This is a genomic window from Croceicoccus pelagius, from assembly GCF_001661915.1.
Taxonomy (GTDB): domain Bacteria; phylum Pseudomonadota; class Alphaproteobacteria; order Sphingomonadales; family Sphingomonadaceae; genus Croceicoccus; species Croceicoccus pelagius.
Genome location: NZ_LYWY01000040.1, coordinates 159,642 through 186,060 on the forward strand (window position 1 = coordinate 159,642; position 26,419 = coordinate 186,060).

The following is a 26,419-nucleotide window of genomic DNA, read 5'->3' on the forward strand; positions in this document are numbered from 1 at the left end:
GCGGGCGGTTCGATGCTGGGCGGCGGCATGTCGGGCGGCGATGCGAAGCGGGCCTCGCCAACGGGCTTAGGAGCCTGTGCCTGCTGGGCGGCGTCCTTCTCGTCACTGATCGAACGACGTTCGCCGGGTCCTACCCGTTCGAACGGCTTGCGAAAGGGGTGACCACCCGGAAACCTGCTGCCCATATCGTTCATGAACGCGCCTCATATGCCATCGTGCGAGATTTATCCTCGCGCAGGCATCCTAGGGCGACAGGGTTAACAGGCCGCTAAATTCGCGCCCCGACTTGATAAGGCCGGATCAGCCGTTGGCGAACAGGCGGCCCGCGATCCAGCCCATCGAGACCGACAGGATCACCGCGATCAGCCCGTAGATCACTGGATCATCCTGGCTGTAGACTTCGACCGAGCGTTCGAAACCGCGCTTGGCGACGACGATGTCGCTGGTGGCAGATGCAACGACGCGGCCCTTTGCAAGCGCGAAAGTCTCCGCCGTGTAATTGCCGGTAATCACGCTCGACGGCAGGGGAATGCGCGCCTGGTAGAGCACGCCCTGGCTGATCGTGACGCCGCTTTCGTCCTGGCGATAAAGACCGCTCGACACGCGCTTGTCGACGAGGCCGCGCGCGAAATGGTCCTGCTGCTGCTGATCGATCCCGCCGATGGGCGACAATTGCAGCCAGTCGAGCCCCAGTTCGTAGATCGCGCGGGTCTTTTCATCGGTAATGTCGTCAAGCGGGCGCGAAGAAGCGAGAGCATAGAACGACGGCGCAGAGCGGAACGATGCGCTGTCAGCGTTGATCCACATGCCCAGCCGGCGACGCTTTTCGCGCAAGGTGATCGGCTGGCTCGGCCCCTTGAGCACGACGATGACGTCGTAGCTCGCACTCTCGCTCGCCCGAGTGCCGTCGGGCTGAAGCACCGCGCCGTAGAGCAGCAGGTCGGCCCCGGTGAAGCCCTGCCGCACGACGACTTCGTGCTGCGAAACTTCGGGCACGAGGATAGGATCGCGCTGCGCCGTTGTGCAGGCGAAGATGCCCAGAAGGGCCGAGATGCGAAGGACAAGGCGGCCGCGCCGCGTCATAGCGGGACTACCGTGAAGATTTCCTCCGGACGGTAGGTCAGCCCCACCGCCATGCGGATCGCGATCATGAGGACGAGCATGGCAAGGATGAAGCGCAGCAGTTCGGGCCGCACGTCCGAGGCAAAGCGCGCCCCGATCTGCGCGCCCGAAACCGAACCCAGAAGCAATAACGCGGCCAGCACGGCATCGACGGCATTGGTGGTCAGCGCGTGCATCATGGTCGTCGCGATCGTCGTGAACAGAATCTGGAACAGCGACGTGCCGACCACGACATTCGCGCTCATCCCCAAAACGTAGAGCATCGCTGGCACGAGCAGGAAGCCGCCGCCGATGCCCATCAGCATCGTCAGCGTGCCGACCGCCATGCCCAGAAGCAGCGGCGCGAGCGGCGAGATATAGAGACCCGAGCGATAGAACCGCCAGCGCAGCGGCAGGTTGGCGACAAGCGGGTGGTGGCGGCGCTTCACCGGCGTCTTGCCAAGCTTTGCCAGCCGCCCGCTGAACAATTCTGGTATCGCCTCGCGCGCCATGATCACGCCGACGCTGCCCAGCACGACGACATAGAGCACGCTGATCGCGACATCGATCTGGCCCAGGGCGGTCAGCAGCTTGAACAGCAGCGCGCCGATGCCGGTGCCGATGACCCCGCCCGCGACCATGACCGCACCGATCTGGAAATCGATGCCGCCGCGCTTGTGCTGGTAGATCGCGCCCGAAACGCTGGCACCCGTCACCTGCGTTGCAGCAGAAGCCGCGGCGACAGTTGGCGGGATGCCATAGAAGATCAGAAGCGGCGTCGTCAGGAACCCGCCGCCGACGCCGAACATGCCGGAGAGCAGACCCGTCACCCCGCCCAGAAGGACGATGACGAGGCCGTTGACCGAAAGGTTGGCGATGGGAAGGTAGACGTCCATGACTTCCCGGCGGTTAGGCTGATCGCACAGTAATGCAAGAATCTTGGGCCGCTGTCTGCCCATAGAGGCCGGTTCTGCCCCGATCGTTCGTGAAAAACCCGGTCAGAACCCTGCCGAAACGGTAAGGACCGGCCCCGAATCGGGTTCGGCGCGCCCGGCAATCCTCTGTCGCCAGTCGAGCCCTGCGCGCGCAAACAACCCACCGCCGAGCGGAAAGCGTGCCGCGACAGTCGGGCCGACGTCGAGCCGCTCCACGCCCTTCTGCGCCCCGCCCCATGAGCCAAGGCCAGCCTCGATACGAAAGTTTTCAGGCCCGCTTGCCTCGGCCACCACGCGAAGCTGGCCATCGGCGAAAGGGGTGTCCCCCTTCCCGCCGACATAGCCGACTTGCGCATATACCTCGGCCCGCGCGCCGAGCGGGAGCTGGATCGGAGGCGGCCCGATGACGGCCATCGCGGCAGGCCGGACGCGGGTCTCGCCGGTCCGCAAACGGGGATCGCCTTCGTAGCGCAGGACCCTCCCTTCGGCGAGGAGGTCCACTGGCAGGGTTCGTACCGGACGCACGGCAATGCCTGCCGCGGCCTCGTGTTCGGGATCGCCGGACAGGACCGTCGTGACGCGCAAGTAGGCGCGCGGATCGAAGCTGCTTTCGGGCGCGATGCGATAGCGCAGGATCGCACCCGCTTGGCTGCCGCCATATGTGCCCGACCCGACCAGCGCGGCGCTGGGCGATGCGCTGTCGCGCCAGAGCACCCATGTATCGGCGGACCAGCGCCGCGATGCACGCACCTGTGCCGGAACCGCGCCGAACGGCACCGGCGCGGGCGGCGGCGTGACTTCGCGAACGACAGCCGCAGGAGGCGCGGGCGGCAGGGGCGTGGATGGATCGGACATCGGAACTGGCCCGGCCATGCGCAGCGCGATCGGCGCAGGCGGGGCAGTGAATGCCGGCGCGGGGTGCAGTGGTTCGGGCGGAGCCCTCTTCTCGGTTACAGGTGCTGGCGCGGACTTAGGGGTAGCTTCGCTCGCCATCCTCGCGGGGGCAGGCTCCGGCTCGACGCGCCCGACTACGGTCGGCGGCAGGGGCAGCGGCGCTTCGAGCAGGGCATCGACCGGCCCGAACGCCCTTGCCGCGACCCAGAGCAACAATACGCCCGCCAAGGCGAAAAGCGGCTGTCCTCGTCGCGGCATCACGCTCATGCCGCCTGCGCCTCACCCTGCTGCACCCCGTCCTGCTGCGCATCTAGATGCGGGTGCCGGTCATGCTCGGTCTTGTCCCAACGCGCAGGTTCGCCCCGCAGCGTCCTGATGTAGCGGAATACCGCGATGCGCGTGGCGATGATGGCGATGACATTGCCTACGGGGATGCGCAGCACCGCGGGCAGGGCCTCGCCCCAGCCGTATTCGCGGCCCACGACGACGGCGCGGACAACGGATCTCCACGCGAAAGTCGCGGTCGTCGCGATCAGCACCCAGTAGACCAGGACCGGCAGGCGTCCGGCGGGATACCAGCCCATGGCGTCGGCCAGCCAGAGAATGCCGGAAATCACAACGAGCAGGTATGCGGCCGACAGCACCAGGGCGGCCAGCGGCCCACGCCGGTCGCGCAGCCGCATCCACAGTTCAACAGGCTTCGCGTTCCATCCCAGCTGGTCCCAGCCGTCGAAGGCAATGCCATGCACCCAGCGTGCTTTCTGACGCACCGCAGTTGACAGCGTGCCTGGAAAATAGGCCCGCGTCGCGACCAGCGACCCGTCGCGGGCCCGTACGCGCAGGAACTGTCCTCCCTTGCTCCCCAGCCAGTCGCCGCGTCGCCCGATCAGCATGCCAAGCTCGTAATCCTCGGTCATCGCCGCCGGATCGAACGGTTCGCCCAGCTGGTCTCCGCTGCGCTGCTTCGCCACGTATTCCAGCGCGTCGCGCCCGAAAGCGCAGCCGACTCCGGCAGCCGGCAGACCCGCGCCAAGACGGTCGCGCACGACCATCTCGCGTGCGTGAGCATCGGTGAACTCGTCGGCGTAGTGATTGCCGACCCAAGGAGAATCGGCCTGAAGTTCGGGACGAACCGGGACCTGCACGAAATCGGCGTCGTCCAGAGCGCGATCGATCAGCGTCAGCGCGTCGGGATGAACGAGATCTTCTGCATCGTGGAGCAAGACGGCACGGAACCGCGTGCCGGTTCGCGCCTCGTCCTCCTGCATCGCGCGGTAAAGGCGGTTGAGACACTGGCCCTTCGTCGTCGGACCCGGCACTTCGTTGACGACGATGGTGACACGCGGATCGCCGCCGCCGCCCGCTTCCATCGCGGCGCGGGTCTCGGGATCGTTGACGTAGCACCCGGCATAGACCCGCAGGTTCCGGTGCGGCCATCGCGCCAGTGTCGCGCGGAGCATCGGGGCGATCACTTTCGCCTCGCGCCATGCGGGGACGAAGAGCGCGATCGGCGCGCTCAGTTCCTCGCGAGCCGGTTCCCGAAGCCGCGGCGAGCGCGCCTTGCCGGTCAGGAGCAACCAGAACCAGACGAGATCGACCAGCAGTTCATCGAGCGCACCGAGCACGAACCAGAACCCTGCAAACAGCAACAGTTCAAGGCGCACGCCTTCCAGCAATGTGAAGAGCGGGACTACCAGTCCCTGGGCTGCGACCCCCATTTAACCCCCGTTATACGCACCGCGTTCCATTCGATGCGCGACTTAAGTCCATAAGGGGGGCCTGGGCGGCTTGCAACCGGTGGCAAATTGGGGAAAAGGGTGGCCCTATGACCGAGGCGAACCTTATCCCCATCCGCGTGACTGTTTCCGCCCTTCCGGCCAGCGCGGAGGCAAAGGCATGAAAACCGCGGCAAAATCGATTCACATGACCTTGAAGGCCTTCTTCGACAACGAGGCGGCCTCGGGCATCATCCTCATCTTCGTGGCCATCCTGGCGATGATCGTGGCCAATTCGGGCCTCGCGCACCAGTATCACGACCTGTTCCATGACCGCCTGCCCTGGACGCCGATCCCCAAGCTCTACAATCTGCACTTGTGGATCAACGACGGTCTGATGGCGATCTTCTTCTTCGTCGTCGGGCTTGAGATCAAGCGCGAGGTCGTGGACGGCGCCTTGTCCGATCCGCAGGCCCGCCGCCTTCCCGTCATCGCGGCAATCGCGGGCATGGCCGCACCGGCGCTGGTCTTCATGGCCATCGTCATGGGCGAGAACGCACCCGAACTGCACCGCGGCTGGGCCATTCCGGCCGCGACGGACATCGCGTTCGCGATGGGCGTGATGGGCCTTCTGGGCAACCGCGTCCCCGCCTCGCTGCGGCTGTTCCTGCTGACCGTCGCCATCGTCGACGACCTTGGCGCGGTGACGATCATCGCGCTGTTCTACACCGCCAATCTCAAGCTGATGTGGCTGATCGCATCGCTGGGCGTGCTGGCGGTCATGATCGGGCTCAACCGGTTCCGCGTCGACCGCTGGTGGGCCTATGCCCTGCTTTCACTGCTTCTGTGGTTCACCGTGCTCAATTCGGGCGTTCACGCGACCATCGCGGGCGTGCTGGCGGCCTTCACCATTCCGATGCGTCTCGACAGCCATGGCGACAGCCTGCTGCTGCGCTTCGAACATGCGCTGCTTCCGTGGAACGCCTATCTGGTCGTTCCCCTGTTCGGTTTTGCCAACGCGGGCGTCGCGCTTGCGGGCATCGGCCTTTCCGCCGTTCTCGATCCGCTGCCGCTGGCTATCGCGGGTGGTCTTGTCATCGGCAAGCAGGTGGGCATCTTCGCGGCCATCATGGGTGCCAACAAGCTGAAGCTGGCGCCCAAGCCGCCGGGCGCAACGTGGACCCAGATCTGGGGCGTAGCCATCCTGTGCGGCATCGGCTTCACGATGAGCCTTTTCATCGGCGCACTCGCCTTCCCGGGTTATCCGCTTCTGATCGAGGAAGCGAAGATAGGCGTGCTGCTCGGCTCGCTGATCTCGGCCCTGCTCGGCTTTGCGGTCCTGCGCTTTGCGAAGGGCAAGGACGACGAGGACGAGGCAGCGCCCGCCGCGGCCTGATCGCTCCTCAAGCCAATATAAAAAGGGCGCGCGTTCATCCCAACGCGCGCCCTTTTTCTTGGTGGTGCCGGGACTGCCTTACCAGCTGCCGGTGTTCTCCATGCTCGCCCACGGTTCCTGCGGCGGCAGGTGGCCGTCCTGCAGCAGTTCTACCGAAATGCCGTCAGGCGTCTTTACGAAGGCCATGTGCCCGTCGCGCGGCGGACGGTGGACGGTGTGTCCCGCATCCATGATCGCCTGGCACGTCGCGTAGATGTCGTCGACCCTGTAGGCGAGGTGCCCGAAATTGCGGCCGCCGTCGTATTTCTCTGGCGCGCTGCCGTCTTCGGCGGGCCAGTTGTAGGTCAGCTCGACCTCGGCGTCCTCCTGCCCCGGAGGGGCGAGGAAGATTAGCGTGAAGCGCCCTTTCTCACTTTCCATGCGGCGGGTTTCTTCCAGCCCGATGAGCTTGAAGAAGGCGATGGTGGCATCCGGGTCGGTGACGCGGATCATCGTGTGCAGATACTTGGTCATGCCCTCAAAGGTAGGCGGACCTTGGCGGGGCACAAGCGCCAAAACGCAAAACGGCCCGCACTCGGTGAAGAGTGCGGACCGCCCTGCGAAATCAGGCCGTCCGGCGCGGGTGCGCCGAACGCGTGAAATCAGAAGCTTGCCGAGAGGCTGGCGACGATGGTGTCGTCGATGCCGTGCACGTCGGGACCTTCGACGCCGATGTACGACAGGCCGAGGTCGAGACCCATGAAGCCGACCGAACCGCCGACCGACCAGTCGAAAGCCGTGCCGTCAGCCGACGGAGCGAGAACGCCGTCAGTGTAGCCGAGGTGGCCCGTGAACGAGACGGGGGTTTCGGGGATGCCGAAGCCGACGTCGGTGTACAGGTACAGGTTGTCCTGGTCGCCAAGAGCAGCCTGGTCGAAGGCGTAAGCGACGCCGACGGTCACTTCGGCCGGGCCGACAGCGCCGGTCACCGAGGCGTAGGGCTCAAGGTAGTCGCTGGCGAAGTCATCGACATCCGAAGCATTGGGGTAGATGTAGTAGAGCATGCCGACGTCGAACGACAGGCTGTCGGTCAGCGCGGCGCTGTAACCTGCATAGAGGTCAAGCTCGGTGCTGCCGAAGTCGCCGTCTTCAAGCGACGATGCCCACGCACCGACGTAAAAGCCGCTCGAGTGGCCGATGTCGACGCCGCCCTGCACTGCGAAATCCTCGTCCGAGAACGAGACGCCGCGGAAGCGGTAGTCGCTGACCATCGCGACGTTGGCCGAAACCGAGATGTCGCTCTCGTCCTGGGCCATCGCCGGAGCGGCGGTCAGAGCGGTACCAGCGAGAACGGTGGCAGCGAAAAGGCTGCGGAAAGAAACGGTCATAATATATCCCTCATTGTTTCAAGGACCCTCTCCCCTTGAAACACCTCCACCGAAACAACGTTCGTTGCGCGCTTCTGTGCAAGTGCGTAATAAAACTGCTTTGGATTGCTGCACCGCACAAGTCCAATCGTACCGTTCCGTGAATTCGGATGATATTGTGTTGATTTTCTGCAACGGTGTCGTTGCCGCATCGCAACCGCCGCTAGCGCTGCGATACGGCAAAACTTGAGATCGCACCTCGCCTGCCATAAGTGGCGGTTCCCCGCCCCAGGAAGTGATATTGCCCCGCGTGTTCAAATCGATCGGCAGCCTGCTCGGCCTGAAGCGTCCGGATGGCGGCGGCGCTTCGCTGCGTCCCCGGCTGCCAGAGGGCCGGCGCATCTATGCCATCGGCGACATCCATGGCCGGCTGGACCTTTTCGAGCAGATGGTCGCGCAAATCGAGGCTGACGACACAAATCGCGGCGATGCCGATACGCTTGTCATCCTGCTGGGTGATCTCGTCGATCGCGGGGCCGACAGCGCCGGCGTCATCGCCGCAGCGCGCGCCTGGCAGAAGACGCGACCGGTCAGGATGCTGATGGGCAATCACGAGGAAATGTTCCTGCGCTCGTTGAACGAGGAAGCGGCGATGCGCCAGTTCCTGCGCGTCGGCGGGCGGGAAACGGTGTTGAGCTTCGGCCTGACGCGCGAGGAATATCGCACCCTTTCGCATGATCATGTCATCGCCCGGATGCGCGAGCTCGTCCCCGCCGATGTCGTGGCATGGCTGCAATCGGCCGAGGACATCATCGCCGAGGGCGACTATGTCTTCGCCCATGCAGGGATCGACCCTGCCGCCGCGATCGACGCGCAATCGCCCTCCGATCTTCGCTGGATCCGCGAACCTTTCCTCAGCCACGGGGAGAAAATGGCCGTGTGCGTCGTTCACGGCCATACGATCCGCGATGAGGTGGAAATACGCCGTGTTTCGGGCTGGCCCAACCGCATCGGCATCGACACCGGCGCCTTCCGGACGGGGCGGCTGACCGCGCTCGGCTTGCAGGGAAGCGAGCGGTGGGTCATGGAAGCGTCGCAAGACTGACCTAATCCGCCCCCATTAGGGCGCAGACCAATCCTGCCGCGATCACAGCGCGGCCTCAGATATCCTTTGCGGAGGCAATTGCATGAAGATCGCGATGGTGGGCTCAGGCTATGTCGGCCTCGTGTCCGGCGCGTGTTTCGCGGATTTTGGTCACGATGTCGTGTGCATCGACAATGATCCGAAGAAGATCGAGGCGCTCGAAAAGGGGGTCATGCCGATCTACGAGCCCGGCCTTGCGGACCTTGTCGAGACGAACGTGCGTGGCGGGCGCCTGTCGTTCTCCAACGATCTCGGCTCCGCGATCGAAGGCGCGCAGGCGATCTTCATCGCCGTCGGAACGCCCAGCCGCCGCGGCGACGGCCATGCCGACCTCACCTATGTCTACCAGGTCGCAAAGGAAATCGGCGAGAAGCTGTCCGGCCCCGCGGTGATCGTCACCAAGTCGACCGTACCCGTCGGCACCGGCGACGAGGTCGAGCGCATCCTGTCGGAAAGCGGCACGCCGCACAAATTTGCCGTCGTCTCGAACCCGGAATTCCTGCGCGAAGGCGCAGCCATCGGCGATTTCAAGCGCCCCGACCGCATCGTCATCGGCGCCGAGGACGACTTTGGCCGCGAAGTCATGAGCGAGGTCTATCGTCCGCTGTTCCTGAACCGTGCGCCGATCCTGTTCACCGGCCGCCGGACAAGCGAACTGATCAAGTACGCGGGCAACGCCTTCCTCGCCACCAAGATCACCTTCATCAACGAAATGGCGGACCTTTGCGAAAAGGTCGGTGCCGACGTCCAGGACGTGGCGCGTGGCATCGGGCTCGACAACCGCATCGGCGCGAAGTTTCTGCACGCAGGGCCCGGCTATGGCGGCTCATGCTTTCCCAAGGACACGCTTGCCCTCTTGAAGACGGCGGAGGACTTCGACAGCCCGGTCCGCATTGTCGAGGCCGTGGTCAAGGTGAACGAGGCCCGCAAGCGTGCGATGGGCCGCAAGGTCATCGAGGCGCTGGGCGGTTCGGCCGAGGCGCGCGGCAGGAAAGTCGCGATGCTGGGCCTGACCTTCAAGCCGAACACCGACGACATGCGTGATTCGCCCGCGATTGCCGTGGCGCAGGCGCTGGACGATGCCGGTGCTATCGTGGCGGCCTACGACCCCGAGGGCATGGAACTGGCCAAGCCGCTGATGCCCTGGGTCGAGATGAAGGCAAACGCATACGAAGCGATCGACGGGGCCGACGCCATCGTCATCGTGACCGAGTGGGACGCATTCCGCGCGCTTGACCTGAATCGCGTGAAATCGATCGCCAACACCCCGCTGATGGTGGACCTGCGTAACGTCTACGATCCGGCGGACATGGCCGAAAAGGGCTTCACCTACATCGGCGTCGGGCGCGGCTGACCGCGCGCCGAACTAGTCGACAAGCCCGGAGCGCACGTTCGCCTTGCCGAACCGCTGGGCCGTGACCGGTCCGGCGGCATCGACCAGCTTGCGCGCGCCGCCCTGCCCTTCGACCGCGTCGTCGCCGATGCCGGTCAGGCCGAACGAACTGTCGGACGTTGCCGCGTCGAGCGATACGCCCGCGTTCCAGGCACCTTTCGGGCCAGAAACCATCGGGGCCACCGTGCTTTGCGCCACGCCCTTCAGTTCGACCGCGCTGCGCCCACCGCCGCCGCTGCGTCGCACGAGCGGGGTGAGGTGCAGGAGCTTCGAATTTTCCGCGCTGACGCCGACGTCGAAGTCGCGGCAGGCAAGTCCGCGTACCTGCACGCCGGACGACCGCGTAATCCGTATCCCCCGCGTTCCGCCCCGCTTGCTGGAAATGAAATCGCCGCCGTCGATTGTCACCATGCCGGCGCAGTTTTCGACCACGATACCGTCACCGCCGCCCGCCATCGCGCCATAGTTGCCACGCGCCTGAATGCCAGCGCCCTCGTTCAGATTGCGAAAGGTGAGGCAAGCGGTCCTCACAGCATCGAGGATGCAGTCGTTCACCCGCACGTCCTGATGCGCGGAATAGGCACCGATCGTGTGGCCCTGCCGGTCGGCCCCGTCGACGTAAATGCCAAACTCGAGCTGGCTCATCTCGAACTTCTCGACCCAGGTGTCGCCGATATAGCCATACAGATACATGCCCACCCGGCTGGCATCGCCCGCGCTGCCCCCTGCGGTGGAGCAGTGTTCGACAGATAGGCTGGCGTTCGCTCCGATGAAGCCGAAACTTGGCGAATGGCCACCGATGCAGAACGCGGTGTAGAAATCGGGTGCGCCGCCCCCGCCCGCCTTGGGCCGGACACCTCCGCACCGCAGCAGCGTGCAGGCAACCGTCGCATCGACCTTGTAGTGGATCGGGCTGCCGAAATCGAAGCAGTCCTCGATCCGGCTTTCGTACCAGCCCGCAATGTTCCAACCGGGCACCGCGTCTTCACGCCTGCCGCTGGATGCCGTGCGGATCGCCCCATCGCGCACCGTGTTGATGCCCGATACATTCAGCCTGCGCGCACAGGACAGCACCTTGGACCGTTCGCCCGTGCCAAGCTGCACGACCGGACTGCTGGCCGTGGCAGGCCCTGCAAGGATGATCCGCGTGCCGCCCGCCCCTTCCGCGCTTCCGCGAGAGCCGACGACCATGCGGTGCGACCGGTCGAGCATGACCGTTCGCGAAACGGTATAGTCGCGCGGGCCCAGCCGGGCGACGTGGAAGATGCGATGGCAGGTCTCGATCGCATCGGCATCGGTGCCGAACCAGTCGACCCAGCCTTCGGGCGTCGCCTTGGGGTCGATGGCGATCGAGGCGCTGTCATAGCCGAAGAACACCTGCCGTCCGGGCGCAGCGTCGATGCCGGCTGCAAATTCGATCCTTCCGCCAGAACGCTCGATCCGTGCGCCGGGCATGAAGCGCACCGGCTGTGTAAAGCGAACGTCGCCGCCAAGCCGGTAGGTGCCCGCAGGCACGACCATCGGCAGGTCGGACGCGGCGGCGGCGCGGAAAAAGGCGGACAGATCGATCTGCGATTCTCCCTCGCGCACTTTCGCCCGTTCGGCAAAGGGGACAAAGTCCATGACCGTCGGTGTGTCGTCGAGAACGTCGGCAACCGTGCGCGCCATGGCGCCCGCCTTCCCGCGCACCCACGCGACCAGGCCTGCGCCGCGGCCCGGCCCGGGCTGGGCCAGCGCCTGCGACAATTCGCTTTCGTTGATCGGCGTCACCGGGCTGGCCTGTGTGCCGGCGACCATGCTGCTGCTCTGCGCAAGCGCGGCGGGGATGCCCGCGGCACCGGCAGAGGCGAGGAAGGATCTGCGTTTCATGATGGCCATCCGGTTGCTTTGCGTGAAGGCCGGCGTCGGTCCGGCAACTAGGACAAGGGCTGACAGAGATGGGCCCAGCTGCCAACCCTGGCGCACGCGAACAGACGCCGCGCGGAACCGGGCCATCCTAGGCGCGGAACCTTGCGCTGGCCCGAACGGGCGGATCCGACAGGGTTCAGGTAATGGATAATCGCACCGAGGGGCCTGTAAGCCGGGTTCTGTGACGTGGACGGTATGCCATTACGGCACCGTATCCCCGCCGGCAGCCATTCCTCTCGGCCCTGCGTTGCCGCAGGGCTCCAGCAGCCAACCCGGACGATCACGGGGCGAAACACCCCTGCCCTGCACCTTACGGTCGGGCGCGCCGTCCCTATTCGGCCTTGCTCCGGGTGGGGTTTGCCATGCAGCTTCCGTTGCCGGTCGCCCGGTGCGCTTTTACCGCACCCTTTCACCCTTGCCTGTGACCGCCATGCTCCGAAGAGATGGGGTCCATCGGCGGTCTGCTCTCTGTGGCACTGTCCCTTGACGGTCCGAAAACCGCCCGGCGGGCGTTACCCGCCACCCTTGTTTCGTGGAGCCCGGACTTTCCTCGGCACCCCCGTGGGAGGATGACGCGGCTGCCCGGCCCCCCGGTGCGATGTCCTATCTAGCGAGACCCCGGTCGCGTTCCAAGAGCAATCCGAACAGGATGGCGCGAACTTCGCCATCGACCTCGCCGTCGATGCGCACGGGGCGGAAGCGGCGCTGGAATGCCTTTACCGCCGCATGGCCATCGGAAATGTCGTATCCGAAGCGTTCGAGCGCGAGGTAGAACGACCCGTCGTTGTCGAACGGGTCGCCCAGTTCCAGCTTTTCGGGACGGGCCAGTGCCAGCCGGTGTTCGGCCAGCCGCTCCCAGTCGAATTTCTCGCCCGGATCGTCCTTACGCTGCGGGGCGACGTCGGAATGGCCGACGACATTGGCGCGCGGGATGTCGTGACGCTTCACGATGTCGTTGAGGAGGCGCAGGAGGACCTGCATCTGCTCCTCGGGGAAGTCCTCGTAGCCATGGGTGTGGCCCGGATTGTCCAGCTCGATCCCGATGCTGGCCGAGTTCACGTCGGTATGCCCGCGCCAGTAGGAGCGCCCTGCGTGCCAGGCGCGTTTCTCTTCCTCGACCATCTGCACGACCTTGCCCTCGCGGGTGATGCAGTAATGCGCGCTGACCTTGCTGTCGGGGTTGCACATCTTGTCGATGGCTTCGCGCACGTCCGGCATGTCGGTGTAGTGCAGCACGACCATTGTGATCGGCAGGTTGCGTTCGTCGAAATTGGGTGACGGGCAGGCCCAGTCGACGTCTACGCGCGGGCGGAACCGACGCCGTTCGGCCATGGGATCAGGCATGAGGCAGAACCGCACCAAGGACGAGGGCATTATCGCTTTTCGCGTGCTGCACCCCTCCGCCGCAATCGGTTGCGACCAGCCGAACCAGTTCGGCAGGCGCGGTATGCGCATTGAGATCATTCATAGCGATGTCCCCATCCAGTGCCCGACCCACGTCCGCATCGAAGGCGATCCGCGTGCCTTCGGATCGGATGGCGATTTCGTGCGCGCTGCCGCTGTCCTCGACCGCGATGGTCACCGTGCCGCCGCGCGGCAGCGCCTCGATCGCGAGCAGCGCGAAATTGAGCAGGACCTTGACCGCCGCCTTGGGCAGCCCTTCGACCCCGATGGTCCACTTCACCTCGATGTCGCGGCCTTCCGCGGCCAGCGCATCGACCAGTTCGGTAAGGTCGTTGATGGGAAGCTGGGCATCGAACCCGCCGGCCGCGCCGAACGCGAGGCGGAAGAACCGCAGCTTCGTCGCGGTGCGCCGTGCGCCCTGGGCCAGCAGTTCGATGCACTGTTCGCGCATCGCCGGATCGGTTTCGTCGGCCAGAAGCTCGATCCCGTTCGACATGCCGCCAACGGGCGACAGCAGGTCGTGGCAAAGGCGCGAACACATCAGGTTGGCCAGCTGGACCGGATCGCTCATCGCGCGATGCCCCCGTCGTCGGGATACCGAAAGCGATTGGGGTTGCGGCGCGAGGCGGATCGGATCGATGTCGTAATCATGTGGCGATATTCCATAGCGCCGCCATCGAGGCTAGGAAAGCCGGGTAAGGAAAGCCTTTTACCGGCTCTCAACCATGTCCTGTGTACTATTGCCAGACAGGATCGCGGAACTTTCGGGGGGAAGATTTCGATGCGCTTCAAGATTGCACTGGCGACTACGGCAGCCGCGTTCCTGCTTTCCGCATGTGGCGACAGCGCAGGGATGGAGAGCGAACGGCTCGACAACATGAACCTCACGCCCGAGCAGCGCGAAGTGGCGCAGGCCTTCGTCATCGGCATGAAGAAGGACACAGGGATGCCCATGCTGTGCGGACGGGACTACGGGTTTGCGGGGTGTTACGCCAAGCGGGTGCAAATGCCCGTCAACCTCAAGCGCGCGCACATCGCCTACCTCTCCGATTATGCGGCGGCCGATAAGGATTACTACGCCTTCTTCGCGCGCATGAATGTCGGCGAGGAAGCGGCCTGGGACCTGTTTCAAAGGTACGAGGCGGCGGAACAGCAGTGCTCTGCAGGGGCGATGGTGAAGCAGCTGCTCGACTAGGCACAGCGGCAAGCGGTGCGCTGCTTGCGCCCAACCGAAAGTTTCCACTCTATATCAGATAGTTGTGCCTGAAATACCGCGCGACGAAGCGACGCAGCAATGCGCCCGGCAGTGGACCGATTTGCCTGCCCGTCCGTTAATTGGATGTACACGCCCCGCAGGGGGCAACGGGCCCGGCAAACGCTGTCTGCCGCGCCCGATGAATTTCGAAAGGCAGCTTTCGAGGAGAACTACCATGGCAGACCGTTATGAACGTCGCCCCCAGTACAATGACTATGAAACCCGTCAGGCCCAGCAGTTCGATGAACGCCCGATGAGCCAGGCAGGCGAAACCGCCACTTACGATCGCGACGACTATCGCGGGCAGTATGGCGGTTCCGATTACCGCAATGATGACCGCCGCACCGAAATGCGTCGCCAACGCGCCCGTGACGATTACCGGACGGATATTCGCGATTCCGACACCCAGACCGTCGGCTACACCGGCGACAGGTATCGCAATCGCGGTTCGGAATATGGCCGCTTCACCAGCGAGAGTTACGGCGGACGCGATTACGCCTATTCGACCGACCCATACTATGCCGCAGGCTCGACCATGGGCTATCCGGGCGCAGCCGCAGGGTCCGGTTATGGACACGACTACCGCGATCATGGCTACGGCAACGAACGCGGCTTCTTCGAAAAGGCCGGTGACGAGATCGCGAGCTGGTTTGGCGATGACGATGCTGCCCGCCGCCGAGAGATGGACCACAGGGGCGTCGGCCCGCAAGGTTATACTCGCTCGGACGAGCGCATTCTGGAAGATGTCTGCGACCACCTGACGCAGGACCGCTATATCGACGCAAGCGACATCACCGTGACGGTCAAGGACCGCGAAGTCACGCTTGACGGCACTGTTGACAGCAAGGGCGCCAAGCGCCGCGCAGAAGACCGCGCCGATTACGTGACCGGCGTCGGCCATGTGCAAAACAACCTGCGCGTGTCGAGCCGTGCGACGTACGAAACCACCGAACGCCAGGAAATGAACTCGTAATTCGCGAGACATGACCAAGAACGAGAAGAGGTCCCTTTCGGGGCCTCTTTTCTTATGGGCAGAGCGGTTTGAACCCGTCCGCGCAGGCGCGCCACCACCCGATGCGCCCACCCGCAGCGATGGCCCAGACCCGCCCGTCGCCTGCTGCCATCGCGCGATCGGTCGCAGACGGTTCGGCATAGCCGGTGGGATGCGAATGGTAATAGCCGAGAACCTGCAGCCCGCCCGCCCGCGCTGCCTTGTGCGCGGCGATGAGCGCAGAAGGATCGATCTCGAAATGACGCGCCGGTTCTGGGTGGACGTTGGCGCAGGGAACCGCATTCTCGATCCGCCCATCAATGCCCAGCAGGATGCCGCAGCACTCGTGCGGGTGCGCAGCTGCCGCTTCGGCCAGAATGAGGTCGATCACCTCGCTTGCGACTTCGATGCCCATTACCCATCTAGCTAGCCATGGGGGACGACAATGTCATTCGCGGCGTTATCGAGGACGGAGGGCAGCGGCTGGACAAGGCGCTGGCGGACCTGACCGACCTCTCGCGCGAACGCATCAAGGCACTGATCGGTGAAGGCCGTGTAACCGTCGGCAAGTCGCTGGCGAAAAGCACTTCGATGAAACCTGCTGCCGGAACCTCCTTCAAGATCGACGTGCCCGAGGCCGCGCCTGCCGAGGCAGTGGCGCAGGATATCCCGCTGAACGTCGTATACGAGGATGACGACCTGATCGTCATCGACAAGCCCGCAGGCATGGTCGTCCACCCCGCTGCCGGCAACCCCAACGGCACGCTGGTCAACGCCCTGCTCCACCACTGCGCGGGGCAGCTCTCGGGCATCGGCGGCGTCGCGAGGCCCGGTATCGTACACCGCATCGACAAGGATACCTCGGGGCTTCTGGTGGTGGCCAAGAGCGATGTCGCCCACGAAGGGCTGGCGAAACAGTTTGCCGAACACTCTCTCGAACGCGCCTACAAGGCGGTGGTGAAAGGCCATCCATCGCCGGCTTCAGGCACGATCGCGGGGATGATCGGGCGCAGCGATCGCGACCGCAAGAAGATGGCGGTGCTGGACGACAATTCGAATCGGGGTAAGCGCGCGGTCACGCATTTTTCGACGCTCGCCCGTCTCGACGGGGCGGCGCTGGTCGAATGCAGACTGGAAACCGGCAGAACCCACCAGATCCGCGTTCACATGTCATCAATCGGCCATGCGCTAATCGGGGACCCTGTCTATGGACGACCCGATTCGCGCCTTCGCCCGCTTCTCCAGCGGCTTTCCTTTACCCGACAGGCGCTTCACGCGGCCATTCTTGGCTTCATTCATCCCGTGTCTGGCGATCGATTGCATTTTTCCAGCGACATACCGCCAGACATGCGGGAACTGATCGACGCTCTCGGTTTTAGAGATTGAGAGAATGATCAACACTTCACATGCAAACGGGTCTATAAGGAAAAAACGTGACCTGCACGTGCGGATGCCCAGCAGGGGTCGGCAAAACGTAGGTCGACGGTAGAAAGGTTCGGTAAGAGAAGTGAGCACGACAACCAAGACCACCATCCCGGCACTCGGCGGAGAGCAGAGCCTCAACCGCTACCTGGCCGAGATCAAGAAATTCCCGGTGCTTAAGCCCGAGCAGGAATACATGCTCGCCAAGCGCTATCAGGAACACGAGGATCCCGAGGCCGCGGCCCAGCTCGTGACGAGCCACCTGCGTCTCGTCGCCAAGATCGCCATGGGCTATCGCGGCTACGGCCTTCCCGTGTCCGACCTCATCTCCGAAGGCAATGTCGGCCTGATGCAGGGCGTGAAGAAGTTCGAGCCCGATCGCGGCTTCCGCCTCGCGACTTACGCGATGTGGTGGATCAAGGCTTCGATTCAGGAATACATCCTGCGTACGTGGAGCCTCGTGAAGATGGGCACTACTGCTGCCCAGAAGAAGCTGTTTTTCAACCTGCGCCGCATGAAAAAGAACCTCGAGGCTTTCGAGGACACCGACCTGCACCCTGACGACGTCGCCAAGATCGCGACCGACCTCGGCGTGCCCGAGCAGGAGGTGGTCAACATGAACCGCCGCATGCTCATGGGCGGCGATGCCTCGCTCAACGTGTCGATGCGCAGCGACGAGGAAGGTTCGGGCCAGTGGCAGGACTGGCTGACCGACGATCGCCCGCTGCAGGACGAAACCGTCGCCGATGCCGAGGAAAAGCAGGTCCGCCACGACATGCTGGTTGAAGCGATGGACGTCCTGAACGACCGCGAAAAGCACATTCTGGCCGAGCGTCGCCTCAGCGAGAACCCGCAGACGCTGGAAGAGCTTTCGCAGGTTTACGACGTTAGCCGCGAACGCATCCGCCAGATCGAGGTGCGCGCCTTCGAAAAGGTGCAGAAGGCGATGCAGCGTATCGTCGGCGAAAGGCTGATGCCCGCAAGCGCCTGATCGGCATGGCAAACGCAAAATCGGGGCGGCGGCGATGGATGATCGCTGCCGCCCTTGTTGCGTCTGCCTTCTGGCCGCGCCTTTTCGATTTCGACAGACTGCCGTCAGAGGCGCCATCCGGCTTTCGCCAAGAGGCCCTGACGACCTTCTGGCTGATGCACGACAATCCCGTCGAACAGGCCTGGTTCGGCTTGGCGGCGCAGAATTTCGTGCTCCACGACTGGCGGATCGAACCGGGCAGCTGCGAGGGGGGAAGCACGACCTGGCCGGCCTTGCGCGATGCACGCGTCACGCTGACCGTGCTGGGCCCGTGGGGCATACCCATCGCCCGCGATGCGATCACTTGCGGCGGCGCGGGATGGCACCGCGACGCCGATTTCGTTGTCGAACCGCCCCCCTTGCCATCATCCCGACATGGCAATGGCGAAGAGACATCGGATCCGCCCACGCCACCGCCCTTGCCCCCTCCGCCACCAGCAGGCTGATGCAGGCCGGGAACCAGAGCGCGGTTGGCCGGTAAGACGTCTCATGGACGGTTCTCTTTTTGGCATTTCCCCATACCACGTTCTTCTCGCCGGTTGCGGGATCGTCATCATCCTTGCCTTCTGGATCCCGCGCTTTCTGCGGGATCGCGAACCATCTTCGTCAGGCCTGCTCATTCTCGGCGGGTTGGCCGTGTTCGGAATTCTGCCGGGCGTGCCCGAAGTGTTTTCTCCCATGGAAAGAACCGGCTTCTGGGAACTTGCGTCGGAATTTGCCGTCATTGCGGCGCTGTTCGGCACGGGGATGCGGCTCGACCGGGTGATCGGCAAGGGCCTGTGGTCTCCGACGATAAGGCTTCTCGTGATCGCGATGCCGCTTTGCATCGCCGCGGTCTTCACGCTTGGCTATATGCTCGGCCTCACGGCGGCTGGCGCGATCCTGCTCGCCGCGGTGCTCGCCCCGACCGACCCGGTCCTAGCCGCCGACGTACAGGTAGGCCCGCCGGGCGAGGGCGGCGAACATCCCATCCGATTTGCACTGACGACCGAGGCGGGCCTCAACGACGGCCTGGCCTTTCCTTTCGTCTACCTCGCGCTGTTCGTCGGGACGATGGGGCTCGACGTTGCCAGCTGGGGCTGGGAATGGTTCGGGTTCTACTTCGTTTACAAGATCGTAGTCGGCGTGCTCGCAGGGATCGGAGCGGGCTGGCTTCTGGGCAAGGTCATCTTCTCGTTCCCGAACCACAATCCGCTGTCGAGTTCGGGCAGCGGCGTCATCGCGCTGGCCGGCCTGCTGTTCACTTACGGGATCACCGAACTGATCGAAGGCTATGGCTTTATCGCGGCCTTCATCATGGGACTGACGCTTCGACGGGTAGAGGCGGAACATGAATATCATTCGCGCCTCCACGCCTTTTCCGTGGCGCTGGAAGACGGCGTCACCGCCATTCTTCTCGTCCTTTTCGGCGGGGCGCTGCCGGTTCTCCTTCCCTACCTGTCATGGCAACACGCGCTGATCGGCGTTGCGCTGGTGTTCCTGATCCGACCTGCGTTCGGGATGCTGTCGCTGATCGGAACGGAAATGCCGTTGAAACACCGGGGCGTCGTGGCGTTTTACGGCGTACGCGGCATGGGTTCGATATATTACCTCGCCTATGCCGCCGGGACGCTGCAGTTCGTGAACGAAGGGGATCTTTGGGCCGCGATCGCCTTCACCATCCTGCTGTCCACGCTGGTCCACGGGTTCAGTGCAGGATCCGTCGTCCACGCCGCGACGCGCGGCGAAGAGGCCGCGAAGGAGGCGAACTGACCGTGCCGAAGGATGCCCGGCGACGCGTGCGGCTTTGCATGAGGACAGCTGTTGGCTAGTAAGCCCCGCATGGCCAAGGCAAAATCGCGCGGGCTGGGTGCGCGGCTCTTCATTTTTCTCGTAAAACTCTCCCTCGCGCTTGTCGTGTTCAGTGCAGCGTGGGTCCTGCTCTATCGCATCGTGCCGGTTCCGGTGACGGCGACGATGCTGATGGACGAGAACGGCATCACCAAGGACTGGGAGCCGCTTTCCGACATAGACCGCAACATGGTCCGCGCCGCCATCGCGGCAGAGGACGGCAAGTTCTGCGAACACGCGGGCTTCGACCGCGAGGCGATCGAAAAGGCGATGCAGCGGAACGCTGAAGGCGGACGCATCCGCGGCGGATCGACGATCAGTCAGCAGACGGCAAAGAACGTCTTCCTGTGGCAGGACGGCGGCTATTTCCGCAAAGGGCTGGAGGCATGGTTCACTTTCCTGATCGAGAACCTTTGGGGTAAGCGGCGGATCATGGAAGTCTATCTCAACGTAGCCGAAACCGGCATCGGCACTTACGGGGTCGAGGCAGGGGCGATGCGGTATTTCAACCATTCCGCCGACCGTCTGACGACGACCGAGGCGGCGCGCATGGCCGCCGCGCTACCGCTGCCCAAGAAACGGTCGGTCAAGAACCCATCGGGCTGGCTTGCCCGCCACGGCGACACGATTCGCGCGCGGATCGGCGTCGTCGCACGTGACGGCCTCGATTCCTGTGTCTACGAGTGACACCATGGGCGCAGGACATCACCATTCGCACGGGCATGGGCATTCGCACGGGCACGATCACGGGCCGGCCGACTACGGCAAGGCCTTCGCGATCGGCGTTGCGCTCAACACCGGCTTCGTCGTCATCGAGGCGCTGGCAGGTTTTCTCTACGGCTCGATGGCGCTGGTCGCCGATGCCGGGCACAACCTGTCCGATGTCCTCTCCCTGCTCATCGCCTGGGGCGCGAGCGCGCTGGCCAAGCGGCCGCCTTCGGCTCGGTTCACGTATGGCCTGAAGTCCAGCTCGATCCTTGCCGCGATGGCAAATGCCGCACTGCTGCTGGTCGCGCTGGGCGCGATCACGGTGGAAACGCTGCGCCGCCTGTTCGATCCCGCACCGGTAGAACCCGGCCCGATCATGATCGTGGCGGCCATCGGCATCGTTATCAACACGGTCACCGCGCTGATGTTCATGCGCGGGCGCAAGGGCGATCTCAACATCCGCGGCGCCTACCTGCACATGGTGGCCGATGCTGCCGTTTCGGCGGGCGTCGTCGTGGCCGGCCTGCTGATCTGGTTGACCGGCATGGCCTGGATCGATCCCGTCACCTCGCTCGTCATCGTCGCGATCATCGCGGTGGGTACTTGGGGCCTTCTGAAGGACAGTGTGAAGATGGGGCTCCACGCCGTTCCCGACGGGATCAACGAGAATGCCGTGCGCGACGAACTGGCCGGAATGCCCGGCGTTGCCAGCGTCCACGATCTCCACATCTGGCCGATGAGCACAACCGAGACCGCGCTGACCGCGCATCTTGTCATGCCCGCGGGTCATCCGGGTGATGCGTTCCTGCACGAAGTGGCAGAGCGGCTGCACGACCGGTTCGGGATCGAACACGCAACAATCCAGCTCGAAATCGACGAGGAAGCCTGCGCGCTGCACCACGATCACGTGGTCTAGTATTTAACGGTCATGACAAATCCTGCCATCATCTTGCGGCAGGTTTGCCACTAACGTAAGTTAATCCCCGTTCCGGCAGGCTTTTCCCGGAACAAGGGGGGATATGAAAAGCGACCGAATAAAAGACATCGCTATGCGTGTGGCTGTTGTCATGGGCATTATCGCATTGCTGCTCACGATTCTGGTGAATCTCGCATCGCTGCGCTGTTTCAATGCCATCTTCGATTCCGTCTGCCACGTATCCACCACGCGCAACGTCGTCGCCCTCACGTTTTCCGACGGTCCTGACGACGCCACCGTGAATGCCGTGCTGCCCGTTCTGGCCAGCCGCGATGCAAAGGCGACATTCTTCCTGTCGGGCCAGAAGATCGAAAACGCGATGCCCGCGACGAAACAGATCGTTGCCGCAGGGCACGAGTTGGGCAACCTCGCCTATTCGAACCAGGTGATGGAAGACCGCCCGCAAGAATTCCACAGGGCGGAAATCGCACAGACCGACAAACTACTGCGCGATGCCGGCGCTGAAAACCCGAACCTGTTCCGCCCGCCATTCGGCATACGGTCAGTGGGCCTGCTGTGGGAACTGCACTCGGCCGGTTACAAGCTGGTGATGTGGGACGTGTCGGATAACGGCAAGCGCGAGGCGCCGCCCGAATCGCTGGCCAACGCAATCGTGGCGCAGGCAGCGCCGGGATCGATCATCATGCTCCACGCGCTCGACGCAGGCGACGACAACACGCGGGCAGCCCTGCCGCTCATTCTCGACGGCCTTGCCGAAAAGGGGCTGAAGGTCGTGACGGTCAGCGAGCTGTTGGAAGCCAAGGGCAAGTAGACCCTTTTTCCGGACTTCCAAATGCAAACGGCGCGCCCCGATGGGACGCGCCGTTCGTGTTTCAATAGATAGCGCCAGCGCTTAGGCGGCGGCTTCCTTGCCCTTGTGAACCTGTACGGGTTCCTTGCGGCCTTCAACCACGTCCTTGTCGACGACGACTTCGGTAACGCCTTCCAGCGTCGGCAGGTCGAACATCGTGTCGAGCAGGATAGCCTCGACGATGGAACGCAATCCGCGTGCACCGGTCTTGCGCTTGATCGCCTTCTGGGCAACCGCTTCGAGCGCGTCGTCGGTGAAAGTCAGGACGACGTCCTCAAGCTCGAACAGCTTCTGGTACTGCTTGACCAGCGCGTTCTTCGGCTCGCTCAGGATCTTCACCAGAGCCGCGACGTCAAGGTCTTCCAGCGTGGCGATGACCGGCAGACGGCCGACGAATTCGGGGATCAGGCCGAACTTCAGAAGGTCCTCCGGCTCTGCCTTGACCAGCAATTCGCCGATCTGGCGCTTTTCGGGATCGGCGACATGCGCACCGAAACCGATCGAACGCTTCTGCAGACGATCGGAGATCAGCTTTTCCAGCCCTGCGAACGCACCGCCGCAGATGAAAAGGATGTTCGTCGTATCGACCTGCAGGAATTCCTGCTGCGGATGCTTGCGCCCGCCCTGCGGTGGAACCGAGGCGGTGGTGCCTTCCATCAGCTTCAGCAGGGCCTGCTGCACGCCCTCGCCCGATACGTCGCGCGTGATCGAGGGATTTTCCGCCTTGCGCGTGATCTTGTCGATCTCGTCGATATAGACGATGCCGTGCTGCGCCTTCTCGACGTTATAGTCGGATGCCTGAAGCAGCTTCAGGATGATGTTCTCGACGTCCTCGCCCACGTAACCGGCTTCGGTCAGGGTCGTGGCGTCCGCCATCGTGAAGGGCACGTCGAAGGTGCGCGCCAGCGTCTGGGCCAGCAGCGTCTTGCCCGAACCGGTCGGACCGACGAGCAGGATGTTCGACTTCGCCAGTTCGACGTCGTTCGACTTTCCCGAGTGCTTAAGCCGCTTGTAGTGGTTGTGCACCGCGACCGAGAGCACGCGCTTCGCGCGGTCCTGGCCGATGACATAGTCGTTCAAGGTCGCGAAGATTTCCGACGGAGGCGGCACGCCGCCATCCTTCTTGCCGGCGATACCGGCCTTGGTTTCCTCGCGGATGATGTCGTTGCAAAGCTCGACGCATTCATCACAGATGAAGACGGTCGGCCCCGCGATCAGCTTGCGCACCTCGTGCTGCGACTTGCCGCAGAAGCTGCAATAGAGAGTGCTCTTGCTGTCAGTTCCACTGACTTTGGTCATATTCCATCCTGAAGCGCCCGGACTCGGGCGACTTTATCGAATTTACGCGCGCAGGGTCGAGAATCAACCACTACGCAAAAGTGCTCCGACACACGGTGCATAACTGCAACGTCCTGTCGAAGCGGTTAATCATGTGAGGCGGCGCCCCTGCCCCATACGGGACAGATGGCGCAGCACTGCCATGCCGGAAGGTTAAGGCCGCTCAGCCTTCGCCGCTTTCGGCGTCGGTCCGGCTCACGAAGACCTTGTCGACCAGGCCGAATTCCTTGGCTTCGTCCGCTTCGAGGAACGTGTCGCGGTCCATGGCCTTCTCGATCGTGTCGAGGTCCTTGCCGGTGTACTTCACGTAAAGGTCGTTCATCCGGCGACGGATGCGCAGGATTTCGCGGGCCTGGATTTCGATGTCCGACGCCATGCCGCGTGCACCGCCCGAGGGCTGGTGAATCATGATGCGCGCATTGGGAAGCGCGATGCGCATGCCCGGTTCGCCCGCGGCGAGAAGGAAGCTGCCCATCGATGCAGCCTGACCGATGCAAACGGTGGAAACGCGCGGCTTGATGTACTGCATGGTGTCATGGATCGCCATGCCCGCCGTGACGACGCCGCCCGGCGAGTTGATGTACATCGAGATGTCCTTGGTGCTGTCCTCGGATTCGAGGAACAGCAGCTGCGCGACGATGAGCGAGGCCATGTTGTCTTCGACCTGGCCGGTCACGAACACGATGCGTTCGCGCAGCAGGCGCGAGAAGATGTCGAAGCTGCGTTCGCCGCGGCTCGTCTGCTCGACGACGACGGGCACGAGAGCACCGGTTGCGGGATCGATTTCGAATTTGCCCTGGGCGGATTCGGAGCGGGTGCCAAACAGGTCGAGCATGGAGGTCCTCATGATGTTGCCAGCCCTATGTCGCCACTCACCCCTGCTTGTTCAAGGGCATTAATCCTTGTCTGGATAAGTCGTATCAGGGCAGAAGGTTACACATGAAAGCATCCCCTTTTCGCACTGCGCTGCCGCTTACCCTCGCCCTCCTCGCCGCCAGCCCCGCCGGCGCGCAGGAGCAGGCCCAGCCGGTCGTCGACCTCACGCCGACGCTGCGCGAAACCGCGGCGAAGTTGCAGGTACAGCGGATCGCGGCCTTCGATGATCGCGGGCCGCGTATCGGGGCGGTGATGATCCATGCCGACGATGTGGAAGCGCAAGTCGAAAAAGCTGCGCGCAGCGGTCTGCCGCTGGCCGGATACACGGTCATGGTGAAGGACAATATCGAGACCCGCGAATGGCCAACCACTGCGGGTAGCCTTGCACTCGCCGAAAACATGACCGGGCGCGATGCCCCCATCGTCGCCCGCCTGCGCGCGGCAGGGGCCGTGATCGCGGGCAAGGCCAACTTGTCCGAATGGGCGAATTTCCGCTCCTCGAACTCGACCAGCGGGTGGAGCGCGGTGGGCGGGCAGACGCGCAATCCGCATATCCCATTCCGCAACCCCTGCGGCTCGTCATCGGGCAGCGCGGCGGCAGTGGCAGCTTTAATGACCTCGGTCGCACTCGGCACCGAAACCGACGGGTCGATTACCTGCCCCGCGAGCGTCAACGGCGTGGTCGGCTTCAAGCCCACGCTCGGCCTCGTCAGTCGCACGTATATCGTACCACTTTCGCATTCGCAGGATACCGCCGGACCGATCACGCAGACCGTAAGCGAGGCGGCCAGGGTCTTGACCGCGATTGCCGGTACCGACCCGCTGGATTCCGCAACGGCCGAGGCCGATTCGCGCAAAGTCGACTACGCCAGGGGCCTCGCCAGCGCCTCTCTCAAAGGCCTGCGCATCGGTGTCATGCGCAAGCAGGTGGGTGGGCGCGAGGACGTGGCCGAACTGTTCGAGGCCGCGCTGGTCGATATGGCAAAGGCCGGAGCCGTGCTGGTCGAAGTCGACTACGAACCGCAGGACGAGATGTTCGAGGACGAGTTTACTGTCCTGCTCTTCGAATTCCGCGAGGATCTGGACGCATACTTGCGCGCCTCACCCGCCGATATCCCGGTTCGCAGCCTTGCCGACGTGATTCGCTTCAACAAGGCGCACGCGGACACCGAACTGCGCTGGTTCGGCCAGGATCTGATGGAACAGGCGCAAGGCACCGTCGACCGGCAGGCTTACGAAGAGGCGCGCGCCGATTCGCTGCGCATGGCCAAGGACGAAGGGGTCGACCGGCTCCTCGCCGAATACGAGGTCGACATTCTCGTCGCGCCGACGATGGGCCCGGCCTGGTCGACCGACATCATCTATGGCGACAATTTCTCGGGCGATATCGGCATCGGCTCGATCGCCGCGATCGGCGGGACGCCGCACCTTACCGTGCCGATGGGCGCGATAGAAAAGCTGCCCGTCGGCCTGTCGTTCATGGGCGCGAAGTGGGACGATCTCGGCGTGCTGAAGGCAGGTGCGGCCTATGAGAAGGTGCGCAGTGCCGACCTCGCGACGGTGCGCTTCGCATCCGATCCGCGGTTCCTTGAAAAAGTTATGCGCCCGGCGGGGGACTAAGCCGCCGGGCGCATACGCAAGGGTCGGTGATCATTGGGGTATCCCCAAAGATCAGGTCGCGACTCCGACCGTTGCGACAGCTGTATATCCTGCGCTTGCCGATTTCGTGGCAGTCACCGTCATCGCTTCCTGCTGGGCGGCGATGCCCGGCGGCGATCTACCGCGATACGCTCCATCGTGGCTAGGTCGCGGACAAGCTGTTGTCCGTCGTGGTCGTGTGTGCCGGCAAGTGCCATGTGGGGGTGCAGTCCCTAGAATTCGTGGAGTTCGGTTCGTCTGTGAACCACGGAAAACCACGACTTTGCGGGCCGCGCAATTGGCCGGCG

25 protein-coding genes and 1 other RNA gene are annotated in these 26,419 nt (G+C 63.9%); 13 read left to right on the forward strand and 13 right to left on the reverse strand.

The window, feature by feature from the left end:
- Window positions 1-300: 300 nt before the first annotated feature.
- The 4 genes from A9D15_RS14960 to A9D15_RS14975 form a co-directional block, all read right to left on the reverse strand.
- The gene (locus A9D15_RS14960) at window positions 301-1,083 is read right to left on the reverse strand and encodes a TIGR02186 family protein (protein ID WP_066766416.1); all 783 of its coding nucleotides are present in this window, start codon (window positions 1,081-1,083) and stop codon (window positions 301-303) included.
- Window positions 1,080-1,997: a sulfite exporter TauE/SafE family protein gene (locus A9D15_RS14965; RefSeq protein ID WP_066766418.1), complete on the reverse strand. Its 918-nt coding sequence runs from the start codon at window positions 1,995-1,997 to the stop codon at window positions 1,080-1,082. The genes A9D15_RS14960 and A9D15_RS14965 overlap by 4 nt, the downstream gene beginning before the upstream one ends.
- Window positions 1,998-2,099: 102 nt before the next feature.
- Window positions 2,100-3,197 carry a hypothetical protein gene (locus A9D15_RS14970; protein WP_156521810.1) on the reverse strand — a complete coding sequence of 366 codons (1,098 nt, stop codon included), beginning with the start codon at window positions 3,195-3,197 and terminating at the stop codon, window positions 2,100-2,102.
- Window positions 3,194-4,648: a glycosyl transferase family protein gene (locus A9D15_RS14975; RefSeq protein WP_066766422.1), complete on the reverse strand. Its 1,455-nt coding sequence runs from the start codon at window positions 4,646-4,648 to the stop codon at window positions 3,194-3,196. The genes A9D15_RS14970 and A9D15_RS14975 overlap by 4 nt, the downstream gene beginning before the upstream one ends.
- Window positions 4,649-4,853: 205 nt before the next feature.
- Between A9D15_RS14975 and nhaA the strand changes: the two genes are divergently transcribed.
- On the forward strand, window positions 4,854-6,041 hold the full coding sequence (gene nhaA / locus A9D15_RS14980) for a Na+/H+ antiporter NhaA (RefSeq protein ID WP_066766955.1): 1,188 nt from the start codon (window positions 4,854-4,856) through the stop codon (window positions 6,039-6,041).
- Window positions 6,042-6,119: 78 nt separating this feature from the next.
- Here nhaA and A9D15_RS14985 read toward each other — a convergent pair whose 3' ends face one another.
- Entirely contained in the window at window positions 6,120-6,554 is a 435-nt protein-coding gene (locus tag A9D15_RS14985; RefSeq protein WP_066766424.1) for a VOC family protein, read from the reverse strand.
- A 128-nt stretch (window positions 6,555-6,682) separates the two neighbouring features.
- The gene (locus A9D15_RS14990) at window positions 6,683-7,408 is read right to left on the reverse strand and encodes a TorF family putative porin (RefSeq protein WP_066766425.1); all 726 of its coding nucleotides are present in this window, start codon (window positions 7,406-7,408) and stop codon (window positions 6,683-6,685) included.
- A 289-nt stretch (window positions 7,409-7,697) separates the two neighbouring features.
- Here A9D15_RS14990 and A9D15_RS14995 point away from each other — a divergent pair, with 289 nt between their 5' ends.
- The gene (locus A9D15_RS14995) at window positions 7,698-8,492 is read left to right on the forward strand and encodes a metallophosphoesterase family protein (protein ID WP_066766427.1); all 795 of its coding nucleotides are present in this window, start codon (window positions 7,698-7,700) and stop codon (window positions 8,490-8,492) included.
- Window positions 8,493-8,574: 82 nt separating this feature from the next.
- Window positions 8,575-9,885: a UDP-glucose dehydrogenase family protein gene (locus A9D15_RS15000; protein WP_066766429.1), complete on the forward strand. Its 1,311-nt coding sequence runs from the start codon at window positions 8,575-8,577 to the stop codon at window positions 9,883-9,885.
- Window positions 9,886-9,897: 12 nt separating this feature from the next.
- On the opposite strand, the gene A9D15_RS15005 is transcribed toward A9D15_RS15000, so the two are convergent.
- From A9D15_RS15005 to A9D15_RS15020, 4 genes are all read right to left on the reverse strand, one after another.
- The gene (locus A9D15_RS15005) at window positions 9,898-11,793 is read right to left on the reverse strand and encodes a hypothetical protein (protein ID WP_156521811.1); all 1,896 of its coding nucleotides are present in this window, start codon (window positions 11,791-11,793) and stop codon (window positions 9,898-9,900) included.
- 191 nt (window positions 11,794-11,984) lie between these two features.
- Window positions 11,985-12,426, reverse strand: an RNA gene (gene rnpB / locus A9D15_RS15010) — RNase P RNA component class A.
- Window positions 12,427-12,435: 9 nt separating this feature from the next.
- Window positions 12,436-13,164, reverse strand: a complete 729-nt coding sequence (locus A9D15_RS15015) for an N-acetylmuramoyl-L-alanine amidase (RefSeq protein WP_066766958.1) — start codon at window positions 13,162-13,164, stop codon at window positions 12,436-12,438.
- A gap of 4 nt (window positions 13,165-13,168) precedes the next feature.
- Window positions 13,169-13,807: a histidine phosphotransferase family protein gene (locus tag A9D15_RS15020; RefSeq protein WP_066766433.1), complete on the reverse strand. Its 639-nt coding sequence runs from the start codon at window positions 13,805-13,807 to the stop codon at window positions 13,169-13,171.
- Between the two features lie 210 nt (window positions 13,808-14,017).
- On the opposite strand from A9D15_RS15020, the gene A9D15_RS15025 reads away from it, so the two are divergent.
- Together A9D15_RS15025 and A9D15_RS15030 are read left to right on the forward strand one after the other, a co-directional pair.
- Window positions 14,018-14,431 carry a hypothetical protein gene (locus tag A9D15_RS15025; RefSeq protein ID WP_066766435.1) on the forward strand — a complete coding sequence of 138 codons (414 nt, stop codon included), beginning with the start codon at window positions 14,018-14,020 and terminating at the stop codon, window positions 14,429-14,431.
- A gap of 235 nt (window positions 14,432-14,666) precedes the next feature.
- Complete coding sequence (locus A9D15_RS15030) at window positions 14,667-15,464, forward strand: BON domain-containing protein (protein WP_172807539.1); 798 nt, start codon at window positions 14,667-14,669, stop codon at window positions 15,462-15,464.
- 52 nt (window positions 15,465-15,516) lie between these two features.
- Here A9D15_RS15030 and A9D15_RS15035 read toward each other — a convergent pair whose 3' ends face one another.
- Window positions 15,517-15,897, reverse strand: coding sequence for a M67 family metallopeptidase (locus A9D15_RS15035; protein ID WP_066766437.1), 381 nt, complete (start codon window positions 15,895-15,897; stop codon window positions 15,517-15,519).
- Window positions 15,898-15,914: 17 nt separating this feature from the next.
- Here A9D15_RS15035 and A9D15_RS15040 point away from each other — a divergent pair, with 17 nt between their 5' ends.
- From A9D15_RS15040 to A9D15_RS15070, 7 genes are all read left to right on the forward strand, one after another.
- Window positions 15,915-16,868: an RluA family pseudouridine synthase gene (locus A9D15_RS15040; RefSeq protein WP_066766439.1), complete on the forward strand. Its 954-nt coding sequence runs from the start codon at window positions 15,915-15,917 to the stop codon at window positions 16,866-16,868.
- Between the two features lie 184 nt (window positions 16,869-17,052).
- Window positions 17,053-17,895, forward strand: a complete 843-nt coding sequence (rpoH, locus tag A9D15_RS15045; protein WP_066766964.1) for an RNA polymerase sigma factor RpoH — start codon at window positions 17,053-17,055, stop codon at window positions 17,893-17,895.
- A 5-nt stretch (window positions 17,896-17,900) separates the two neighbouring features.
- Complete coding sequence (locus A9D15_RS15050; RefSeq protein ID WP_172807540.1) at window positions 17,901-18,380, forward strand: hypothetical protein; 480 nt, start codon at window positions 17,901-17,903, stop codon at window positions 18,378-18,380.
- A gap of 43 nt (window positions 18,381-18,423) precedes the next feature.
- The gene (locus A9D15_RS15055; RefSeq protein WP_066766443.1) at window positions 18,424-19,686 is read left to right on the forward strand and encodes a cation:proton antiporter; all 1,263 of its coding nucleotides are present in this window, start codon (window positions 18,424-18,426) and stop codon (window positions 19,684-19,686) included.
- Between the two features lie 69 nt (window positions 19,687-19,755).
- Entirely contained in the window at window positions 19,756-20,451 is a 696-nt protein-coding gene (mtgA, locus tag A9D15_RS15060; RefSeq protein WP_066766445.1) for a monofunctional biosynthetic peptidoglycan transglycosylase, read from the forward strand.
- A 4-nt stretch (window positions 20,452-20,455) separates the two neighbouring features.
- Complete coding sequence (locus tag A9D15_RS15065) at window positions 20,456-21,388, forward strand: cation diffusion facilitator family transporter (protein ID WP_066766447.1); 933 nt, start codon at window positions 20,456-20,458, stop codon at window positions 21,386-21,388.
- 133 nt (window positions 21,389-21,521) lie between these two features.
- The gene (locus tag A9D15_RS15070) at window positions 21,522-22,220 is read left to right on the forward strand and encodes a polysaccharide deacetylase family protein (protein WP_172807541.1); all 699 of its coding nucleotides are present in this window, start codon (window positions 21,522-21,524) and stop codon (window positions 22,218-22,220) included.
- 81 nt (window positions 22,221-22,301) lie between these two features.
- On the opposite strand, the gene clpX is transcribed toward A9D15_RS15070, so the two are convergent.
- Both clpX and clpP read right to left on the reverse strand, forming a co-directional pair.
- Window positions 22,302-23,558 (reverse strand): ATP-dependent Clp protease ATP-binding subunit ClpX, encoded by a 1,257-nt coding sequence (clpX, locus tag A9D15_RS15075; RefSeq protein WP_066766453.1) that lies wholly within the window; start codon window positions 23,556-23,558, stop codon window positions 22,302-22,304.
- 202 nt (window positions 23,559-23,760) lie between these two features.
- Window positions 23,761-24,432 carry an ATP-dependent Clp endopeptidase proteolytic subunit ClpP gene (gene clpP / locus A9D15_RS15080; RefSeq protein WP_066766456.1) on the reverse strand — a complete coding sequence of 224 codons (672 nt, stop codon included), beginning with the start codon at window positions 24,430-24,432 and terminating at the stop codon, window positions 23,761-23,763.
- Window positions 24,433-24,536: 104 nt separating this feature from the next.
- On the opposite strand from clpP, the gene A9D15_RS15085 reads away from it, so the two are divergent.
- Window positions 24,537-26,093 carry an amidase gene (locus tag A9D15_RS15085; protein WP_066766459.1) on the forward strand — a complete coding sequence of 519 codons (1,557 nt, stop codon included), beginning with the start codon at window positions 24,537-24,539 and terminating at the stop codon, window positions 26,091-26,093.
- Window positions 26,094-26,419: the final 326 nt, after the last annotated feature.

Bases quoted from the DNA above. Each gene is read 5' to 3' on its own strand.
- A9D15_RS14960 (WP_066766416.1), bottom strand. From the start codon at position 1,083: ATGACGCGGCGCGGCCGCCTTGTCCTTCGCATCTCGGCCCTTCTGGGC.
- A9D15_RS14965 (WP_066766418.1), bottom strand. From the start codon at position 1,997: ATGGACGTCTACCTTCCCATCGCCAACCTTTCGGTCAACGGCCTCGTC.
- A9D15_RS14970 (WP_156521810.1), bottom strand. From the start codon at position 3,197: ATGAGCGTGATGCCGCGACGAGGACAGCCGCTTTTCGCCTTGGCGGGC.
- A9D15_RS14975 (WP_066766422.1), bottom strand. From the start codon at position 4,648: ATGGGGGTCGCAGCCCAGGGACTGGTAGTCCCGCTCTTCACATTGCTG.
- nhaA (WP_066766955.1), top strand. From the start codon at position 4,854: ATGACCTTGAAGGCCTTCTTCGACAACGAGGCGGCCTCGGGCATCATC.
- A9D15_RS14985 (WP_066766424.1), bottom strand. From the start codon at position 6,554: ATGACCAAGTATCTGCACACGATGATCCGCGTCACCGACCCGGATGCC.
- A9D15_RS14990 (WP_066766425.1), bottom strand. From the start codon at position 7,408: ATGACCGTTTCTTTCCGCAGCCTTTTCGCTGCCACCGTTCTCGCTGGT.
- A9D15_RS15000 (WP_066766429.1), top strand. From the start codon at position 8,575: ATGAAGATCGCGATGGTGGGCTCAGGCTATGTCGGCCTCGTGTCCGGC.
- A9D15_RS15005 (WP_156521811.1), bottom strand. From the start codon at position 11,793: ATGAAACGCAGATCCTTCCTCGCCTCTGCCGGTGCCGCGGGCATCCCC.
- A9D15_RS15015 (WP_066766958.1), bottom strand. From the start codon at position 13,164: ATGGCCGAACGGCGTCGGTTCCGCCCGCGCGTAGACGTCGACTGGGCC.
- A9D15_RS15020 (WP_066766433.1), bottom strand. From the start codon at position 13,807: ATGAGCGATCCGGTCCAGCTGGCCAACCTGATGTGTTCGCGCCTTTGC.
- A9D15_RS15025 (WP_066766435.1), top strand. From the start codon at position 14,018: ATGCGCTTCAAGATTGCACTGGCGACTACGGCAGCCGCGTTCCTGCTT.
- A9D15_RS15030 (WP_172807539.1), top strand. From the start codon at position 14,667: ATGGCAGACCGTTATGAACGTCGCCCCCAGTACAATGACTATGAAACC.
- A9D15_RS15035 (WP_066766437.1), bottom strand. From the start codon at position 15,897: ATGGGCATCGAAGTCGCAAGCGAGGTGATCGACCTCATTCTGGCCGAA.
- A9D15_RS15040 (WP_066766439.1), top strand. From the start codon at position 15,915: ATGGGGGACGACAATGTCATTCGCGGCGTTATCGAGGACGGAGGGCAG.
- A9D15_RS15050 (WP_172807540.1), top strand. From the start codon at position 17,901: ATGGCAAACGCAAAATCGGGGCGGCGGCGATGGATGATCGCTGCCGCC.
- A9D15_RS15055 (WP_066766443.1), top strand. From the start codon at position 18,424: ATGGACGGTTCTCTTTTTGGCATTTCCCCATACCACGTTCTTCTCGCC.
- mtgA (WP_066766445.1), top strand. From the start codon at position 19,756: ATGGCCAAGGCAAAATCGCGCGGGCTGGGTGCGCGGCTCTTCATTTTT.
- A9D15_RS15065 (WP_066766447.1), top strand. From the start codon at position 20,456: ATGGGCGCAGGACATCACCATTCGCACGGGCATGGGCATTCGCACGGG.
- A9D15_RS15070 (WP_172807541.1), top strand. From the start codon at position 21,522: ATGCGTGTGGCTGTTGTCATGGGCATTATCGCATTGCTGCTCACGATT.
- clpX (WP_066766453.1), bottom strand. From the start codon at position 23,558: ATGACCAAAGTCAGTGGAACTGACAGCAAGAGCACTCTCTATTGCAGC.
- clpP (WP_066766456.1), bottom strand. From the start codon at position 24,432: ATGCTCGACCTGTTTGGCACCCGCTCCGAATCCGCCCAGGGCAAATTC.
- A9D15_RS15085 (WP_066766459.1), top strand. From the start codon at position 24,537: ATGAAAGCATCCCCTTTTCGCACTGCGCTGCCGCTTACCCTCGCCCTC.